This window comes from Streptomyces sp. NPDC048479 (assembly GCF_040651435.1).
GTDB lineage: Bacteria > Actinomycetota > Actinomycetes > Streptomycetales > Streptomycetaceae > Streptomyces.
Window position 1 is genome coordinate 73,097 of record NZ_JBEZKA010000008.1, and the last position, 15,453, is coordinate 88,549.

Sequence of the window (15,453 nt, forward strand, 5' to 3'; positions counted from 1 at the left end):
ATCCGTCGCGTCGGGGGGCAGGCGGATCCCGGGACCTACACCTCCGCGTGGGGGCGAGCGGTCCCCCTGGCCTTCTGTCCGGCGACCCTCGGGGGAGCCTCCGGGCAGAAGGCCACCTTCGGTAGCGTCGGGCAATCCCATGGGGGACAGAAAGATGAGCAACACCGAGAAGAAGCCGGAAGAGATCACCACACTGGGCGACCACCACACGCCGGCCCCGCCGCAGGGCGCCGCCATCGTGCAGGGTGACCACCACACGCCCGCACCGCCGAAGGACACCGCCACCACGATGGGCGACCACCACACTCCGGTCCCGCCCGTGGACGGCGTCACGACGCTGGGAGACCACCACACGCCGGCCCCGCCCGTGGACGGCATCACCACGATGGGCGACCACCACACGCCGGCCCCGCCCAAGATCTGACCCGAACTTCACTGGACGGGGTGCGGCCGCGGCGGCGCGGAGGGGGAGCCGCCGCGGCCGCAGCATGTCCGGTGCCGGCCGCCGAGGTGCTCGCCGGCCGGACGGTCAGACGCGCTCGCGCGACCGCAGTTCCGTCTTCAGCACCTTCCCGCTCGCGTTCCTGGGCAGTTCGCTCACGAACTCGACCTCCCTCGGCACCTTGTAGTTCGCCATCTCCCGTCGCGACCAGGCGATGAGATCGTCCGCCGTCAGCGTCGAGTCCCTGCGCCGTACCGCGTACGCCTTGCTCACCTCGCCCAGCCGCGGGTCAGGTACGCCGATCACCGCGACATCCGCGATATCCGGGTGCAGACCCAGTAGTTGCTCGATCTCCGCCGGATACGCGTTGAAGCCGCCGACGATGAACATGTCCTTGATCCGGTCGGTGATACGGAGATTGCCCGCATCGTCCAGCACGCCGACGTCACCCGTGCGCAGCCAGCCGTCCTCGGTGATCGCCTTCGCCGTCTCCTCCGGGTCCTCGAAGTAGCCCTGCATCACATGGTGTCCACGCACCAGCACCTCGCCCGGTTCGCCGGTGCCTGCCAGCACGCGGACCTCTGTGCCGGGGATCGCGCGGCCCGAGGTGGACGCGATCGTCTCCGGGGCGTCGCCGCGGCGGCACATGGTGACGATGCCGCTCGCCTCGGAGAGGCCGTACGCCGTGAGGACCGTGGCGATACGCAGCTCGCTGCGCAGCCGCTCGACCAGCTGGAGCGGCACGACCGCCGCGCCGGTGACGACGAGCCGCAGCGCGCTGAGGTCGTGCTGGTCGCGGGCCGGGTGGTCGAGCAGGGACTGGTGGAGGGTCGGGGGGCCAGGCAGTACCGAGATGCGTTCGGAGGCGATATTGGCCAGGACCGTGTCCACGTTGAAGACCGGCTGCGGGACCATTGTCGCGCCCCGCGTCAGGCAGGCGATGATGCCCGCTTTGTAGCCGAAGGTGTGGAAGAACGGGTTCACGATCAGATAGCGGTCGCCTTCCCGCAGCCCGGCGAGATCGCTCCAGACGTCGTAGCAGCGCAGCGTCTGCGCATGGGTGATGACGGCGCCCTTGGGCCGGCCCGTGGTACCCGAGGTGAAGATGATGTCGGAAGGCGCGGACGAGTCGATCGCGTCGGCGCGGGCACGGACGTCCGCCGCGGGGATGGCGTCGCCGCCCGCCAGGAAGTCCTTCCAGTCACGGAAGTCCTCGGGTGCGCTGTCCGCCAGCACCACCACCTGCTCCAGATGTGGCAGGTCCACCTCCGCGCGGCGCAGGGACGCGACGTACGAGGTGCCCAGGAACGTGCCGGTGATGAAGAGGAGTTTGGCGCGGCTGCGCTGGAGGACGTACGCCGCCTCGCCGCCCTTGAAGCGGGTGTTGAGCGGCACCAGCACTGCACCGGCCGTCACCGCGCCGAGTGCCGAGACGATCCAGTCGAGGGTGTTCGGCGCCCAGACCGCGACCCGGTCGCCCGGCTCGACGCCGGACGCCATGCAGGCGGCGGCGGCACGCTCGACGCGCACGCCCAGTTCGGCGTACGAGACCCTGACGCGGCCCTCGACGACGGCCTCCCGCTCCCCGTACCGTTCGGCAGCGCTCCGTACCAGCCTCGGGACGCTGCCCCACTCCAGGTCGCCGCGCATCGCAAGCCCTCCCACCGCAGTAGCTGACTATCCGTCAGATTAGCTGTAGCCTGACGCGCTGTCAGCAGTGAGGACGATCGCGGAGGTGGCGCACCGTGGCGACGCTCAAGGACGCAGCGGCGATAGTCGGCATAGGGCAGACGCCCTTCGCCAGGCAACTCCCCGAATCCGAGAAGACCCTGGCCTGCCGCGCCGTCCTCGCCGCGCTCGACGACGCCGGTATCGACCCTTCCGAGGTCGACGGCTTCGCCTCGTACACGATGGAGGAGACGGACGAGGTCGAGGTCGCCAAAGCCATCGGCGCCGGGGACGTCACCTTCTTCTCCAAGGCCGGTTACGGCGGTGGTGGTTCCTGCGCCACCATCGCCCATCTCGCGGGCGCGATCGCCACCGGTCAGGCGAGCGTCGGCATCGCCTGGCGCTCCCGCAAACGCGGCAGCGGCCCAAGGCCCTGGAAGAACACGGCGGTTCAACTCCCCACACCCGCCCAGTGGACCCGTCCCTTCGGTCTGCTGCGGCCCGCCGACGAGATCGGCATGCTGGCGCGGAGATACATGCACGAGTACGGCGCCACCCGCGACCATCTCTTCAACGTCGCCCTCGCCTGCCGCAACCGCGCCAACCAGAACCCCGCCGCCGTCATGTACGAGCGGCCGCTGACCCGCGAGATGTATATGACCGCCCGCTGGATCAGCGAGCCGCTCTGCCTCTTCGACAACTGCCTGGAGACGGACGGCGCGCTGGCCTGCGTGATCGTCTCGGCCGAACGGGCCCGCGACTGCCGGCAGAAGCCGGTGTACATCCACTCCGCCGCCCAGGGCCTGCCCGCGCAGCACCACGGAATGGTCAACTACTGGAACGACGACCCGCTCACCGGACCCGCCTGGACGGCCGCCAGGCAGCTGTGGAAGACCGCCGACTTCGGTCCGCAGGATGTCGATGTGGCGCAGATCTACGACGCGTTCACCCCGCTCGTCCCGCTCTCGCTGGAGGGCTACGGCTTCTGCGGGCGAGGGGAGGGCGCGGCCTTCACCGAGGGCGGCGCGCTGGAGATCGGCGGCCGGCTGCCGGTCAACACCGGCGGCGGAGGTCTGAGCGAGGCGTACGTCCACGGCTTCAACCTCATCACCGAGGGTGTGAAGCAGTTGCGCGGCACCGGCACGGCGCAGGTCCCGGACGCCGCGACCTGCCTGGTCACGGCGGGCGAGGGAGTGCCCACTTCGGCTGTACTGCTGAGGAGTTGAGATGGACTCGCTACTGATGCCGGTCGTCGACGACGACGGCGCGCCCTTCTGGGAGTACGCCGCACAGGGCGAACTCCGCGTGCAGGCCTGCGCCGACCCGGACTGCGCCGAACTGCGCTTCCCGCCACGGCCCTGCTGCCCGCACTGCCGGTCCTTCGACAGCGAGTGGCGCAGGATGAGCGGGCGCGGCCGCATCTGGTCCTACGTACTCCCCCATCCGCCGCTGCTGCCCGCGTACGCCGCCCAGGCGCCGTACAACGCGGTCGTCGTCGAGCTCCTGGACGCGCCCCGTATCCGCCTGGTCGGCAATGTGGTCGCGGCGCCGGACGCGCCGCTGAACTCCGTCGATCCGGCGCGGCTGCGCATCGGGACCGGAGTGAGGGTGGCGTTCACCGAGCTGGACGGGGTCACCGTGCCGCGCTGGCTGCTGGAGCGGGCATGAGCCTGGGCATCGACACCTACAAGGAGACGGGTGTCGCGCTGGTCACGCTGGACCGGCCCGAGCGGCACAATGCGATCGATCTGGTGATGGCCGGTGAACTGGGCGCCGCCTGGCGTCAGTTCCGCTTCGACGACTCCGTACGGGCGGTGGTGGTGACCGGAGCGGGCACCAAGGCGTTCTGCACCGGCATCGACCGCTCGGTGCGGGTGCCGCAGCCCTCGTCCCCGTACACGATCGACGATCCGCTGATCGCGATCGGGCCGAAGGCGAACGAGCTGTGGAAACCGGTGATCGCGGCCGTGGAGGGGATGGCCTGCGGCGGGGCGTTCTATCTGCTCGGGGAGAGCGAGTTCCTGGTGGCCTCGCGGGAGGCGACGTTCTTCGATCCGCATACGACGTACGGCATGGTCAGCGCGTACGAGACGATCTCCATGGCGCAGCGGATGCCGTTCGGCGAAGTGGCGCGGATGGCGCTGATGGGGACGGCGGAGCGGATCTCGGCGCAGCGGGCCTACGAGACGGGTCTGGTCTCGGAGCTGACGGAGCCGGGCGAGGCGGTGGCGGCCGCGCTGCGGGCCGCCGCGGTGGTGGCGTCGTACCCGACCGAGGCGGTGCAGGGGACCGTACGGGCGGTGTGGTCCGCGAAGGAGGCGGCCAGGTCGCAGGCGCTCGCCCATGCCCCGCACCTGATCACGCTCGGGAATCTGCCGCCGGAGCGGCAGGCGGAACTCTTCGAGGGCGGGCGGGGCCGGGGAAGCTACACGTTGCGGTAGCCGCATCCCAGCCCCGACGGCGGACATCCCCAGCCCTCCGGCGATTGAGGAGGGGGGCTTGGGGCGGAGCCCCAACAGGGCCGTCAGCTCGCCGTACGGCTCGCGCTGATGACTTCGCACTTCTTGTACTCGGAGCCGTCACCGGAACCGGTGTACGGGGTGCTCGCGTTGCCGGGCGCAGAGGCAGCGGGCTGCACCTGGAGGTCCTCGACCTTGGCGATGGCGAGGTTGACCTTCGTGTCGCCGAGGTTGCCCTTGAACTGCAGGCTCACGTCGTACTTGTACGCCAGCGAGTCACTGTTGGTGACGGTGATCTTCGCGGTGAGGTTCTTGCCGGAAGCGTCGAGGCCGCACTCGTCGATCTTGACGTCACGCTCGGCCTTGTGGGCGCTGGAACCGCCGGTCACAGAGCCGGTGGAACCACTCGAGGTGCTGCTGTCGTTGTGGTTGCTGCCGCCGCTGCTACTGGTGCTTCCATGGCTGCTGCCGCCGCAGCTGCCGCCGTGGGAGCCGCGGGCTCCGGTCAGCGCGACGACTGCGATACCGAATACGGCAATGGCGCGGACATGACGGATCTTCACGTTTCAACCCCCGTTGAAAGTCGTGTCGGTGAGTGGAGCTCAATTGACGAGCGCACGTCACCCTAGCAGCGGTTGATCGCCGCGCCGTCCACGAAACTGACTACGCGGCCACCCCGCAGCGGCCCCCGAACCGGCCTCCCGCGCTCAGTCGTCGAGCAGCGCCTCGGCTTCGCATTTCTTCACCCGCGCCACCAGCTCGGGGCTCCGCATGGCGACCTTGACGGTCCTGGTCTCGCCGCCGTCCAGCGTGACCTCGGTGTTTCCGCGGTCGACGACCGCGCCCGCGGCGTCCACGAACACCACGTCGACCTCGTACCTGTGCGAGACCCCGCCGTCCGCAACCACCTTCACCGTGGCGGACGTTGTGGCCCTGCGCTTTCCACGGCCCTTCTTCACACAGGTGACGACAGTCGCCCGTGCGGTGGCAGTGGCGGTCGCCGTGGGCGTCGGATCCTCGGTGTACGAGTCCGACCCTGACGAGCCGGATGAACCGGACGACGAGCTGTAGTCGTCGTTGTCGTAGTCGCGGTAGCCGCCGTTCGACTTCTTGGAGCTGGAGCAGCCGCCTCCGCCACCACTGCTGCCGTGCGACCTGCTCTTGCCACCTCTGCCGCCCTTGCCGGTCGAGGCCGAACTCGAGAAACCGGTCAGCGCCAGCACCACCACGACCAGTACCGCCGCGAGCTTGAGACGTCGGCCCAGCATCGCCCGTCCTCCCCCTGTGCTTCCCAGCACTTATATGTACCTGACAATCGCGCGACACCGTAGCAGTCGCGAATCAGGGGGGGATACCCGCGCGCGTGACGGCCGTCGTAGCAGTCACGGAAGGGGCTACATACGGCGGCCGTCGCTCCGACGAGAGCGAGGATCAGCCGATGATGTTGCGGATCATCCCCGGCCTCCTTGGGGGTGCCGCTCTCGATCACGACGCTACGCCCGGACAGTGCCGGTCGCCATCGGGGCACCCGCCGGACAGGCCGCGCTTCCGGCCGTCCGGCGATGGAGGACGAGCCCTAGCGTGCGCCGCCCGGACCGCCCCGGCCGGTGGCCGTGCCCTTGACCGCGTCCAGCGCGTACACACAGCGGTCCTTGCTGCACGCGTACACCACCCCGCCCTGCGCCACCGGGGAGCCCGTGATCTCGCCGCCCGTCGCAAGCTTCCAGCGGAGCTGGCCGCCGCTCGCGTCCAGGGTGTAGAGCACATGGTCCGCGGAGCCGAAGTGGACCCGGCCGTCGGCGGCCACCGGGGCGCCGATGACCTCGCCGCCCGCCGCGAAGCGCCACATGGGTGTGCCTGTCACCGCGTCCAGGGTGTAGAGCGCGCTGCCGCTGCCGACATGGATGTTGCCGTTCGCGACCAGCACCGGCTCGATGGACTGCCGCGATTCCGTGGCGATGCGCCAGCGGTCCTTGCCGGTCGTGGCGTCCAGCGCGTACACCGTGCCGAGGTAGTCGACGAGATAGACACCGCCGCCCGTCACCGCCGGACCCGGCGCGAAGACCGGCGGCGAGAGGAAGACCGCGGGCGACTCGAAGTGCCAGCGCACCCGGCCGTTGGCGATGTCGATGGCGAGGGCGCGGGTGCCGGCCGCGACATAGACATAGCCGTCGGGCGCGGGCTGCACCCGTACCGGCACATTGCCGCAGGACGCCGCGTCGCCGACGGGGTACGACCAGCGCTCGACACCCGTACGGGCCTCCAGCGCACGCAGCCTCGCGTCCTTCCACACGTACACCGTGTCGTCGAAGATCGCGGGCCCGGCCTCGGGCGTCTCGAAGTCCGTCTGCGCCCCGGCCGTCTCCCAGAGCTTCTCACCGCTGGAGGCCTCCCAGGCCTGTACGCCGCCGCCGCGCGTCCCGGTGAGGACGGTGCCGCGGTCGGCCTTGAGGGAGTACACCCAGGCGTCGGTCTGGAGCCGCCACCGCTCCTGGCCGTTCGTCGCGTCGAGTGCGTACAGCGTCGGCCCGTCCGAGGCGTGGATACGGCCGCCGGCCACCGCCATCGCCCAGGCCACGTCCCTGGTCTTGAACTGGCGCCGGCCGCTGCCCACGTCCAGGGCATGTACCTCGAAGGACGTCACATACAGCAGGTCACCGGCCACCACCGGCGTACCCCAGACGTCGTTCGACATCCGGAAACGCCACGGCCGCCAGTGTCCGGCCGCGCCGTCCGGCGGCGAAGCGGGCGGCGGCACCGGCGCCACAACGGCGGACGGTCCCGGAGACGGTACGGCGCTGGTCGCGGCCTCCGCGCCGTTCAGCCCGCCGGGCGGGCGGACCCAGCCGGTCGCGGGACCGGCCTCCACGACCCCGCCGCGGCCCGCGTCCGCGACCCTGGGTCCTGGGCCGATCGGCACCTTGGAGCCGGGCAGCCGGACCGGTCCTGCCGGGGCGGGCGAGGCTGCGGCCTGGCCCGTACGCGGGTCGTTGCCGCCCCGCCAGGCGGAGTCCCAGTCCGCGCCCTGCCGGGAGGGCGGCGGCTGCGGCGGCGCCTGAGGGCGCGGAGGCGTGGGCTCGGCGGGGCGCTGCGGGACCGGAGCCGGAGCCGGGGGGCGTCCGCCGCGGCGCTGCTCGATCATCGCGGTGGCCCGCTCCGGCAGCCAGGCGGACGCCGTACCGCTGTCGTCGCTGCCGGAGGAGAAGAGATGCGGAGCGAGCTGCGCCTGCAGATCCTCGGGCGTCGGCCGCAGCCCGGCCTCCATCTGCATACAGGAGTCGATGAGCGGCCGGAGCTCGTCCGGCAGCCCCTCCAGGTCCGGGCCCTCGCGCAGCAGCATGAACACGGTCTCGACGGGGTTCGCGCCGTGGAAGGGCGCGTGTCCGGTGGCCGCGAAGACCAGCGTGGAGCCGAGCGAGAAGACATCGCTCGCGCCGGTCACGCTGCGTGAGTCGCGCGCCTGCTCCGGCGACATGTACGCGGGTGTACCCACGGCGACGTTGGTCATCGTCAGCCGGGTGTTGGAGACGCCGGACGCGATGCCGAAGTCGATGACCCGCGGCCCGTCCTCCACGACCAGGACGTTCGACGGCTTGAGGTCGCGGTGGACGAGACCCGCGCCGTGGATGGACTGCAGCGCCTCCGCGACACCGGCCGCCAGCCAGCGCACCGCCTGGGCCGGCATCGGCCCGCACTCATTCACTATTTCTTCGAGGGAGGGGGCGGGGACGTACGCGGTGGCCAGCCACGGCACGGCCGCCCGCGGATCGGCGTCCACCACGGCTGCGGTGTAGAAGCCGCTGACGGCGCGGGCGGCCTCCACCTCACGGGTGAAGCGGACGCGGAACAGCTGGTCCTCGGCAAGCTCGGTACGCACGGTCTTGATCGCCACCCGGCGGCCCGACGCCGACCGGGCGAGATAGACCAGTCCCATGCCGCCGGCACCGAGCCGGCCCAGCACCTCGAACGGACCGATCCGTCTCGGGTCATGCTGCGTCAGCTGCTCCATCACTTGCCTGCCACCTCCCCGTACGGGCCCCAGAAGAAATGGGGCCCGTCACAGCCCCGTGCAGCGTCTCACCGCCGAGACCCTCAGCGGTTGCACACCCTGATTCTTCCTGTCGGAGGCGACGGTTGCGAACCCGGGGGCGGATCGGGGTGTCTCACCCGGTTTCGGGCACGGTTCGGGGGGGCGGAATGGTTAGCTATGCGCCTCCAGACGGCCGCTTGCACGCAGGGAGCCGCCGCAGGAGATCGAGTCGCTGCCGTCCCCGGTGCGCCAGGCCCCGTACAGAGTCTTGACGCGGGCCGGCCACTTCGGGTTGCTCACGTCGTCGCAGTCGACAACCAGTCGCCAGGTGTACGAGGAGCCGCTGTAGCAATTGGCGGAGGCGGTGCCACCGCTGCCGGCGAGGTTGCAGGGCAGCCGGGCGGCGGAGGCGGGGGTCGCGGTGAACAGTCCGGCGGCGACGGCAGCGCCGACGGCGAGTGCCAGGGCGGTCTTGGTACGCAGCACGAGGGGGTCCTTTCGCGGTGGGGGAAGGACCACCACTATGGATCAACCCACAGCTCCAGGTCTAGACCATTTGCTGCCCCAACTTCCGCTCTTTCAGGCCGCCTTGGACTCTTCCTCGGGTTCGGCGAGTACGGCGAAGGAAGCGCCCTGATTGTCGGCGAGTACCGCGATACGGCCGTGGGGGATGTCGAAGGGCGGCGCCTGGACCCGGCCGCCGAGGCGGGTGACCGCCGCGGCCGCCTCGTCGCAGTCCTCGACGCAGAAGTAGATGAGGAAGTGGCCGGGCATCTCGGCCGGGAAGGCGTCGGTGAGCACGCTGCGGCCACCGATGGCGGTGTCCTCCCCGGGCTCCGTACCGGCGGGCGACCACGTCCGGAAGTCGATGGGCGCGTCCGGCAGATCCATTCCCTGGAAGCCGAAGACCGACTCGTAGAAGGGGTCGGCGCTCTCCTTGTCGCGCGTGTACACCTCGGTCCAGCAGAAGGAGCCGGGCTTGCCCTGCTTCTCGAAGCCGGGCTTGTCGCCGGCCTGCCAGAGCCCGAAGACCGCTCCGCCGGGGTCCGCGGCCTCCACAATCGTGCCGGCGGTGCCGACCGGCTGCGGGTAGGTGATCACCTGGCCGCCGGCCTCCGTGATCTTCCTGCCGAGGGCGGCGGCGTCGTGAGTGGCGAAGTAGACGCCCCAGACGGTGGGCATCCGGCCGTCCCGCTTGGGCGCGAGACCGGCGACGAGCCTTCCGTCGCTGAAGGCGTTGACGTACCCGCCGCCCCCCTCGTCGAATGTCCAGCCGAACAGCTCGCCGTAGAAGCGCTTGCCCGCCTCGACATCGGGAAGCGCTGCGTCCACCCAGCAGGGCGTGCCCTCCGTGAATGCGGCCATGGACCCGATTCCTTCCCTTGTAACGGGATGTGGTGCCCGTCACACTCAAGCTAATGGCGCATCACACGTGCCGCAGGGAATCAAATCGAACAAATTGCTCAATTGTCAGGATCCGGAGCCCGGGGTCTTGCTTCGTTGAGTTATGCACAGAAGTTTTCCACAGGCTGTTGATAAGACTATTGAGGCACCCCATTTGCACTCGGCCGAATCGCGCGCCGATCACCCCTCGGTAAGCTGACGGCATGACAGGACAAGTACGCACCGTCGACGGCCGAGTGGCCGGACGACGCGGCCAGGCGACGCGGCAGAAGCTGCTCGACTGCCTCAGCGAGATGCTCAGCTCCTCGCCGTACCGGGACGTCAAAGTCATCGACGTGGCCCGGAAGGCGGGCACTTCACCCGCGACCTTCTACCAGTACTTCCCGGACGTCGAGGGCGCGGTCCTCGAGATCGCCGAGGAAATGGCCAAGGAGGGCGCGGGGTTGACCGAACTGGTCGCCGGCCGCTCCTGGGTCGGCAAGGCGGCCTGGCAGACCTCGGAGGAGCTGGTGGAGGGCTTCCTCGACTTCTGGCGCCGCCATGACGCGATCCTGCGGGTGGTCGACCTCGGCGCGGCGGAGGGTGACAAGCGGTTCTACAAGATCCGCATGAAGATCCTGAACTCCGTCACCAACTCCCTTACGGACGCGGTGAAGGAACTCCAGACGAAGGGCAAGGTCGACAAGGACGTCAGCCCGGCGGCGATCGCGGGCTCGCTCGTGGCGATGCTGGCGGCGGTGGCGTCGCATCAGAAGGGGTTCACGGCCTGGGGTGTGAAACAGGCGGAACTGAAGCCCAATCTGGGGCTGTTGGTGCATTTGGGCATCACGGGCAGGAAGCCGACGAAGTAGGCGCGGCAGCGTCGCGTCACCCCAGGTCCTGTCACGCCGACGCGGCGCCCGCACCGGCCGAACACCCTACGAACGCCTCCGACAGAGGCCGGAACCCACGGTCACAGACCTCCTTCAGCTGCCCACCTGGCGACGCGACAGGCGGAAGACGCGGATCTCTCTCCTCACCCGGGACTGGTACGTCGCGTACGGCGGCCAGAACCTCAGCGCCGCCCGCCACGCCCTCTCCCTCTCCTCACCCTCCAGCAGGCGTGCCCGCACCAGGACGTCCTTGCCCCTCCAACTCACCTCCGCCTCCGGGTGTTCGATCAGGTTCGCCGTCCACGCCGGATGGCCCTCGCGGCCGAAGTTGGAGCCGATCAGGATCCAGTCGCCCGACTCCTCCGGCATGCACGCCAGCGGGGTGACTCTGGGCAGGCCGCTCTTCGCGCCGCGGGCCGTGAGGACGACTCCCGGCAGCATCTGCGCGCTCAGCAGCACCTTGCCCCGCGTCAGCCGGTGGACGGCACGGTCCAGCGCCGGGATGAAGTGAGGCGCGATCCTCGCGAAGGCGCGGGTCGACGAGACCTTCTGGACCAGGCGCGCACCGAGCGCCATCAGACCGCCACCGCCTCGGGCCCCGGCGCCGCCGCGGAACCCGACCCCGACGCGGAACCCGACCCCGACGCGGCTCCCGGCGCCGCTCCCGACGGCGCTCCCAACCCCGCCCCGGACGCGGCTCCCTGCGCCGCTCCCGACGGCGGGACGAAGAGTCCGGCCCGTTCGGCCGCACGGGTGCGCAGCCTGTGCACCGGGCCGAAGAGCAGCTCGTCCGCCGCCGCCCGTTTGAAGTACAGATGCGCCTCGTGTTCCCAGGTGAAGCCGATGCCGCCGTGCAGCTGGACTGCCTCGCCCGCGACCACCCGCAGCGCTTCCAGGCCCTGCGCCAGCGCCAGGCCCCCCTCCCTCGGGTCCCAGGCCGCGTAGTACGCCGCCGAGCGGGCCGCCTGGACCCGCACATACAGATCGGCCAGCCGGTGCTTGACCGCCTGGAAGGAGCCGATCGCGCGGCCGAACTGCTCGCGCGCCCGGACGTACTCCAGCGTGCGGTCCAGCGCACACGACGCCGCGCCGACCGCTTCCGCCGCAAGCAGCGTCGCCGCCCGGACCCCGGTCTCCGCCAGCGCCCCCGGCACATCCGCCGCGTCGTCCGCGCCCAGCAACTCCGCCGCGCAGTGCCGCAGTTCCACCCGGGCCTGCGGCCGTGTCCCGTCCAGCGCGGTCTGCCGGCTCCGCGAAAGCCCCGCCGCATCCGCCCGGACCAGGAAGAGGAGCGTACGGCTACGGGCGAAGCCGCCCGTATGGGCCGCGACGAGCAGCAGCCCCGCGCTGTGGCCGTCGAGGACCTGACAGGCCTCCCCGTACAGCAGCCGGCCGCCGCCATCACCCGGCCGCGCCTGGACGCCGCCGGCCCGGCCGCCGCCCGCCCACTCCCCCGACGCATTGTCGCCGCTCAGTCCGAGCGCCACCGCGAGGCTGCCGCCCGGCACGGCGAGTGCGCAGGTCAGCGAGCCGTCCGCGATGCGTGGGAGCAGTTCGTCGCGCTGCGCGGGCGTGCCGAGCGCGGCGATCAGCGGCGCCGCCAGCCCCGCCGTGGCGAGCAGTGGCGAGGGCAGCAGTGCCCGCCCGGTCTCCTCACAGGCGAGTGCGAGCTCCGCGAGACCGCAGCCCACGCCGCCGTACGACTCCGGCAGCGCCAGCCCCGGCAGGCCCAGCTGCGCGGACAGCTGTGTCCACAGCTCCGCGTCGTATCCGGCGGCCGTGCGGACGGCGGCCTTGACCTCGTCCGGGCCCGACCGTTTGGTCAGCAGCTCGCGCAGGGTGCGGCGGATCTCGTCCTGCTCCGCGGTGAAGGCGCTGTCCATGGGATCATCCCCTCCGTATCTGACGGGCCGTCATGTTAGAGCCGGCGGATCCAGATGCACAGGGGCGTGCGCCCATCGGGGGACACGCCTGCCCATATCTGATGTACCGTCAGATTCATGCCTTCAACTCCGCGCACCCGCACTCCGCGCACCCCGCGCCCGGCGCGCATCCCGCGCAAGGTCGCCATCGTCGGCATATCCCTCTCGGACTGCGGACGCGTCGACGGCCCCACGCCATACGCCCTGCATGCCCAGGCCGCCCGCCGCGCACTCGCCGACTCCGGCCTCGAGCGCTCCGCCATCGACGGCTTCGGCTCGGCCGGCCTCGGCACCCTCGCCCCGGTCGAGGTCGCCGAGTATCTGGGCCTGCGGCCGAGGTGGGTGGATTCGACCGCCGTGGGCGGGGCCACCTGGGAGGTCATGGCGGCCCACGCCGCCGACGCGATCGCGGCCGGTCACGCCAATGCCGTACTCCTCGTCTACGGATCGACCGCCCGCGCCGACATCAGGGCGGGGCGGCGCACCTCCAACCTCTCCTTCGGCGGCCGCGGACCGCTGCAGTTCGAGGTCCCTTACGGGCACACACTCATCTCCAGGTACGCGATGGCCGCCCGCCGCCATATGCACGAGTACGGCACGACCCTGGAGCAGCTCGCGTCGGTGGCGGTCCAGGCGCGGGCGAACGCCGCCGCCAATCCGGACGCGATGTTCCGCGAGCCGATCACCGTCGACGAGGTGCTCGACGGGCCGTTGATCGCGGACCCGTTCACCAAACTGCACTGCTGCATCCGCAGCGACGGCGGCTGCGCGGTGCTGCTCGCGGCCGAGGAGTACGTACCGGACACCGCGAAGGACCCGGTGTGGATCCTCGGCACCGGGGAGTACGTCTCGCACACCACGATGTCGGAGTGGGAGGACTTCACCGTCTCCCCGGCGGCGGTCTCGGGCCGCCTCGCCTTCGAGCGCGCGGGCGTCTCCCCTGCCGACATGGATATCGCCGAGATCTATGACGCCTTCACCTATATGACTCTGGTGACCCTCGAAGACCTGGGTTTCTGCGCCAAGGGCGAGGGCGGCCCGTTCGTCGAGAAAGGGCGGCTGACGCGGGACGGCGAGCTGCCGGTCAACACCGACGGCGGCGGGCTCTCCGCCTGCCATCCGGGGATGCGCGGACTGTTCCTGCTGGTCGAGGCAGTGCGGCAGCTGCGCGGCGAGGCGGGCGGCCATCAGGTGCGCAAGGCGGACGGCGGGCCGCTGCGACTGGCGGTCGCCTCCGGTACGGGTGGCTGGTTCTGCTCCTCGGGGACGGTGGTCCTGGGCAGGGACTGAAGAATCTATACGGTCGTCATAGACAACCGTATGAGACGCTCGTACAGTCGGGTCATCGGCAAGCGCGAACGCGCACCGCCGCTCCCCACTCGACACAGGAGTCCCGATGACGAAGCGCTCCGGCACCAGCGGCAAGCTCGCCAACAAGACGGTTCTGATCTCCGGCGCCTCGATCGCGGGCCCGGCCCTCGCTCTCTGGCTGCACCGCTACGGATTCACGCCGACCGTCGTCGAGCGCGCACCGGAGCTCCGCCCCGGCGGCTACAAGGTCGACCTGCGCGGCGTCTCCATCGACGTCTGCGAGCGGATGGGCATCCTCGATGACGTACGCCGCGCCTCCACCGATATGCAGGGCGGCTCGTACGTCGACAACGCCGGCGCCACCATCGCCGAGATGCCGGCCGACTTCTTCGGCGGCCGGGTGGACGGCGACGACGAGGTCATGCGCGGCGACCTCGCGCAGATCCTCCACAAGCGCACCCGCGACGACATCGAGTACGTCTTCGGCGACTCCATCGCCACGCTCACCGAGGACACGGACGGCGTCGACGTCACCTTCGAGCAGGGCGAGCCGCGCCGCTTCGATCTGGTGGTGGGCGCGGACGGGCTGCACTCACACACGCGCCGACTGGTCTTCGGCGACGAAAAGCAGTTCAAGCGGCACCTGGGCGCGTACATCTCCATCTTCACCGCACCCAACGACCTGGACCTGGACCGCTGGGAGACGTACCACGCGCTGCCCAACAAGCTGGTGTGCGCCTACAGTTCGGGCGGCGAGAGGACAGCCAAGAACATGTTCGTCTTCGGCGCGCCGGAACTCTCCTACGACTACCGGGACATGGCACAGCAGAAGAAGATCCTCGCCGACGTCTTCACGGGCGACGGCTGGGAAATCCCGAAGATGCTGGACAACGCCGCGGCCGCCGACGACTTCTACTTCGACTCCATCAGCCTGATCGAGATGGACAGTTGGTCGAAGGGGCGCGTCGTGCTGCTGGGCGATGCGGCCCACTGCGCCTCCCCGGCCTCAGGCCAGGGCACCGGCCTCGCCCTGATCGGCGCGTACATCCTGGCGGGCGAACTGGCCGCGGCGAACGGCGACCACTCGGTGGCGTACGAGCGTTACGAGCGCCTGATGCGGCCTGGCGTGGAGGTCAACCAGAAGTTCGCGCAGGGCTTCGCCAAGGAGATGACCATCTCCTCCAAGGGCAAGATCCGGCTGCGGATGGCGCTGGTGCGGATGCTTCCGTACATGCCCTGGAAGAACCTGATCGCGAAGAAGATCACCGATGATGTGCAGAAGGCGGCCTTCGCCGTCCCGGTCAAGGACCACAAGGAGTACAGCGTGTACGAGGGCTGACGCCGA

General features: G+C 70.4%; 15 protein-coding genes. 7 read left to right on the forward strand and 8 right to left on the reverse strand.

The features are described 5' to 3' along the window. The first annotated feature begins 154 nt into the window (after nt 1-154). On the forward strand, nt 155-424 hold the full coding sequence (locus tag AB0D12_RS14805; protein WP_362681490.1) for a hypothetical protein: 270 nt from the start codon (nt 155-157) through the stop codon (nt 422-424). 105 nt (nt 425-529) lie between these two features. Here the strand turns inward: AB0D12_RS14805 and AB0D12_RS14810 are convergent, their stop codons facing one another. Continuing rightward, complete coding sequence (locus tag AB0D12_RS14810) at nt 530-2,092, reverse strand: FadD3 family acyl-CoA ligase (RefSeq protein ID WP_362681493.1); 1,563 nt, start codon at nt 2,090-2,092, stop codon at nt 530-532. Between the two features lie 95 nt (nt 2,093-2,187). On the opposite strand from AB0D12_RS14810, the gene AB0D12_RS14815 reads away from it, so the two are divergent. The 3 genes from AB0D12_RS14815 to AB0D12_RS14825 are packed head-to-tail and all read left to right on the forward strand — an operon-like array spanning nt 2,188 to nt 4,551. Next, nucleotides 2,188-3,336, forward strand: coding sequence for a lipid-transfer protein (locus AB0D12_RS14815; protein WP_362681496.1), 1,149 nt, complete (start codon nt 2,188-2,190; stop codon nt 3,334-3,336). Nucleotide 3,337: 1 nt separating this feature from the next. After that, complete coding sequence (locus AB0D12_RS14820; protein WP_362681499.1) at nt 3,338-3,778, forward strand: OB-fold domain-containing protein; 441 nt, start codon at nt 3,338-3,340, stop codon at nt 3,776-3,778. After that, a complete protein-coding gene (locus tag AB0D12_RS14825) occupies nt 3,775-4,551 on the forward strand; it encodes an enoyl-CoA hydratase/isomerase family protein (protein ID WP_362681502.1) in 777 nt (258 codons plus the stop codon). Before AB0D12_RS14820 ends, AB0D12_RS14825 begins: the two co-directional genes overlap by 4 nt. Before the next feature lie 83 nt (nt 4,552-4,634). Here AB0D12_RS14825 and AB0D12_RS14830 read toward each other — a convergent pair whose 3' ends face one another. From AB0D12_RS14830 to AB0D12_RS14850, 5 genes are all read right to left on the reverse strand, one after another. Beyond that, complete coding sequence (locus AB0D12_RS14830; RefSeq protein WP_362681505.1) at nt 4,635-5,132, reverse strand: hypothetical protein; 498 nt, start codon at nt 5,130-5,132, stop codon at nt 4,635-4,637. Between the two features lie 144 nt (nt 5,133-5,276). Beyond that, complete coding sequence (locus tag AB0D12_RS14835) at nt 5,277-5,837, reverse strand: hypothetical protein (RefSeq protein ID WP_362681508.1); 561 nt, start codon at nt 5,835-5,837, stop codon at nt 5,277-5,279. A gap of 308 nt (nt 5,838-6,145) precedes the next feature. Further along, nucleotides 6,146-8,578 (reverse strand): PQQ-binding-like beta-propeller repeat protein, encoded by a 2,433-nt coding sequence (locus AB0D12_RS14840; RefSeq protein ID WP_362681511.1) that lies wholly within the window; start codon nt 8,576-8,578, stop codon nt 6,146-6,148. A 192-nt stretch (nt 8,579-8,770) separates the two neighbouring features. Further along, the gene (locus AB0D12_RS14845; RefSeq protein WP_362681514.1) at nt 8,771-9,085 is read right to left on the reverse strand and encodes a hypothetical protein; all 315 of its coding nucleotides are present in this window, start codon (nt 9,083-9,085) and stop codon (nt 8,771-8,773) included. 93 nt (nt 9,086-9,178) lie between these two features. Beyond that, nucleotides 9,179-9,964, reverse strand: coding sequence for a VOC family protein (locus tag AB0D12_RS14850; RefSeq protein ID WP_362681517.1), 786 nt, complete (start codon nt 9,962-9,964; stop codon nt 9,179-9,181). Nucleotides 9,965-10,206: 242 nt separating this feature from the next. Between AB0D12_RS14850 and AB0D12_RS14855 the strand changes: the two genes are divergently transcribed. After that, on the forward strand, nt 10,207-10,854 hold the full coding sequence (locus AB0D12_RS14855) for a TetR family transcriptional regulator (protein ID WP_327324309.1): 648 nt from the start codon (nt 10,207-10,209) through the stop codon (nt 10,852-10,854). Between the two features lie 114 nt (nt 10,855-10,968). Here AB0D12_RS14855 and AB0D12_RS14860 read toward each other — a convergent pair whose 3' ends face one another. Both AB0D12_RS14860 and AB0D12_RS14865 read right to left on the reverse strand, forming a co-directional pair. Then, nucleotides 10,969-11,451, reverse strand: a complete 483-nt coding sequence (locus AB0D12_RS14860) for a nitroreductase family deazaflavin-dependent oxidoreductase (RefSeq protein WP_362681520.1) — start codon at nt 11,449-11,451, stop codon at nt 10,969-10,971. Continuing rightward, nucleotides 11,451-12,758, reverse strand: coding sequence for an acyl-CoA dehydrogenase family protein (locus AB0D12_RS14865; protein WP_362681523.1), 1,308 nt, complete (start codon nt 12,756-12,758; stop codon nt 11,451-11,453). The genes AB0D12_RS14860 and AB0D12_RS14865 overlap by 1 nt, the downstream gene beginning before the upstream one ends. A 117-nt stretch (nt 12,759-12,875) precedes the next feature. Between AB0D12_RS14865 and AB0D12_RS14870 the strand changes: the two genes are divergently transcribed. Together AB0D12_RS14870 and AB0D12_RS14875 are read left to right on the forward strand one after the other, a co-directional pair. Further along, nucleotides 12,876-14,087: an acetyl-CoA acetyltransferase gene (locus AB0D12_RS14870; RefSeq protein ID WP_362681526.1), complete on the forward strand. Its 1,212-nt coding sequence runs from the start codon at nt 12,876-12,878 to the stop codon at nt 14,085-14,087. Nucleotides 14,088-14,193: 106 nt separating this feature from the next. Beyond that, nucleotides 14,194-15,447, forward strand: coding sequence for an FAD-dependent monooxygenase (locus AB0D12_RS14875; protein ID WP_362681529.1), 1,254 nt, complete (start codon nt 14,194-14,196; stop codon nt 15,445-15,447). Nucleotides 15,448-15,453 lie beyond the last annotated feature (6 nt).

What these genes read in the sequence shown, in the direction of transcription:
- AB0D12_RS14805 (WP_362681490.1), top strand. Translation starts at nt 155, where the DNA reads ATGAGCAACACCGAGAAGAAGCCGGAAGAGATCACCACACTGGGCGAC.
- AB0D12_RS14810 (WP_362681493.1), bottom strand. Translation starts at nt 2,092, where the DNA reads ATGCGCGGCGACCTGGAGTGGGGCAGCGTCCCGAGGCTGGTACGGAGC.
- AB0D12_RS14820 (WP_362681499.1), top strand. Translation starts at nt 3,338, where the DNA reads ATGGACTCGCTACTGATGCCGGTCGTCGACGACGACGGCGCGCCCTTC.
- AB0D12_RS14825 (WP_362681502.1), top strand. Translation starts at nt 3,775, where the DNA reads ATGAGCCTGGGCATCGACACCTACAAGGAGACGGGTGTCGCGCTGGTC.
- AB0D12_RS14835 (WP_362681508.1), bottom strand. Translation starts at nt 5,837, where the DNA reads ATGCTGGGCCGACGTCTCAAGCTCGCGGCGGTACTGGTCGTGGTGGTG.
- AB0D12_RS14840 (WP_362681511.1), bottom strand. Translation starts at nt 8,578, where the DNA reads ATGGAGCAGCTGACGCAGCATGACCCGAGACGGATCGGTCCGTTCGAG.
- AB0D12_RS14850 (WP_362681517.1), bottom strand. Translation starts at nt 9,964, where the DNA reads ATGGCCGCATTCACGGAGGGCACGCCCTGCTGGGTGGACGCAGCGCTT.
- AB0D12_RS14855 (WP_327324309.1), top strand. Translation starts at nt 10,207, where the DNA reads ATGACAGGACAAGTACGCACCGTCGACGGCCGAGTGGCCGGACGACGC.
- AB0D12_RS14860 (WP_362681520.1), bottom strand. Translation starts at nt 11,451, where the DNA reads ATGGCGCTCGGTGCGCGCCTGGTCCAGAAGGTCTCGTCGACCCGCGCC.
- AB0D12_RS14865 (WP_362681523.1), bottom strand. Translation starts at nt 12,758, where the DNA reads ATGGACAGCGCCTTCACCGCGGAGCAGGACGAGATCCGCCGCACCCTG.
- AB0D12_RS14870 (WP_362681526.1), top strand. Translation starts at nt 12,876, where the DNA reads ATGCCTTCAACTCCGCGCACCCGCACTCCGCGCACCCCGCGCCCGGCG.
- AB0D12_RS14875 (WP_362681529.1), top strand. Translation starts at nt 14,194, where the DNA reads ATGACGAAGCGCTCCGGCACCAGCGGCAAGCTCGCCAACAAGACGGTT.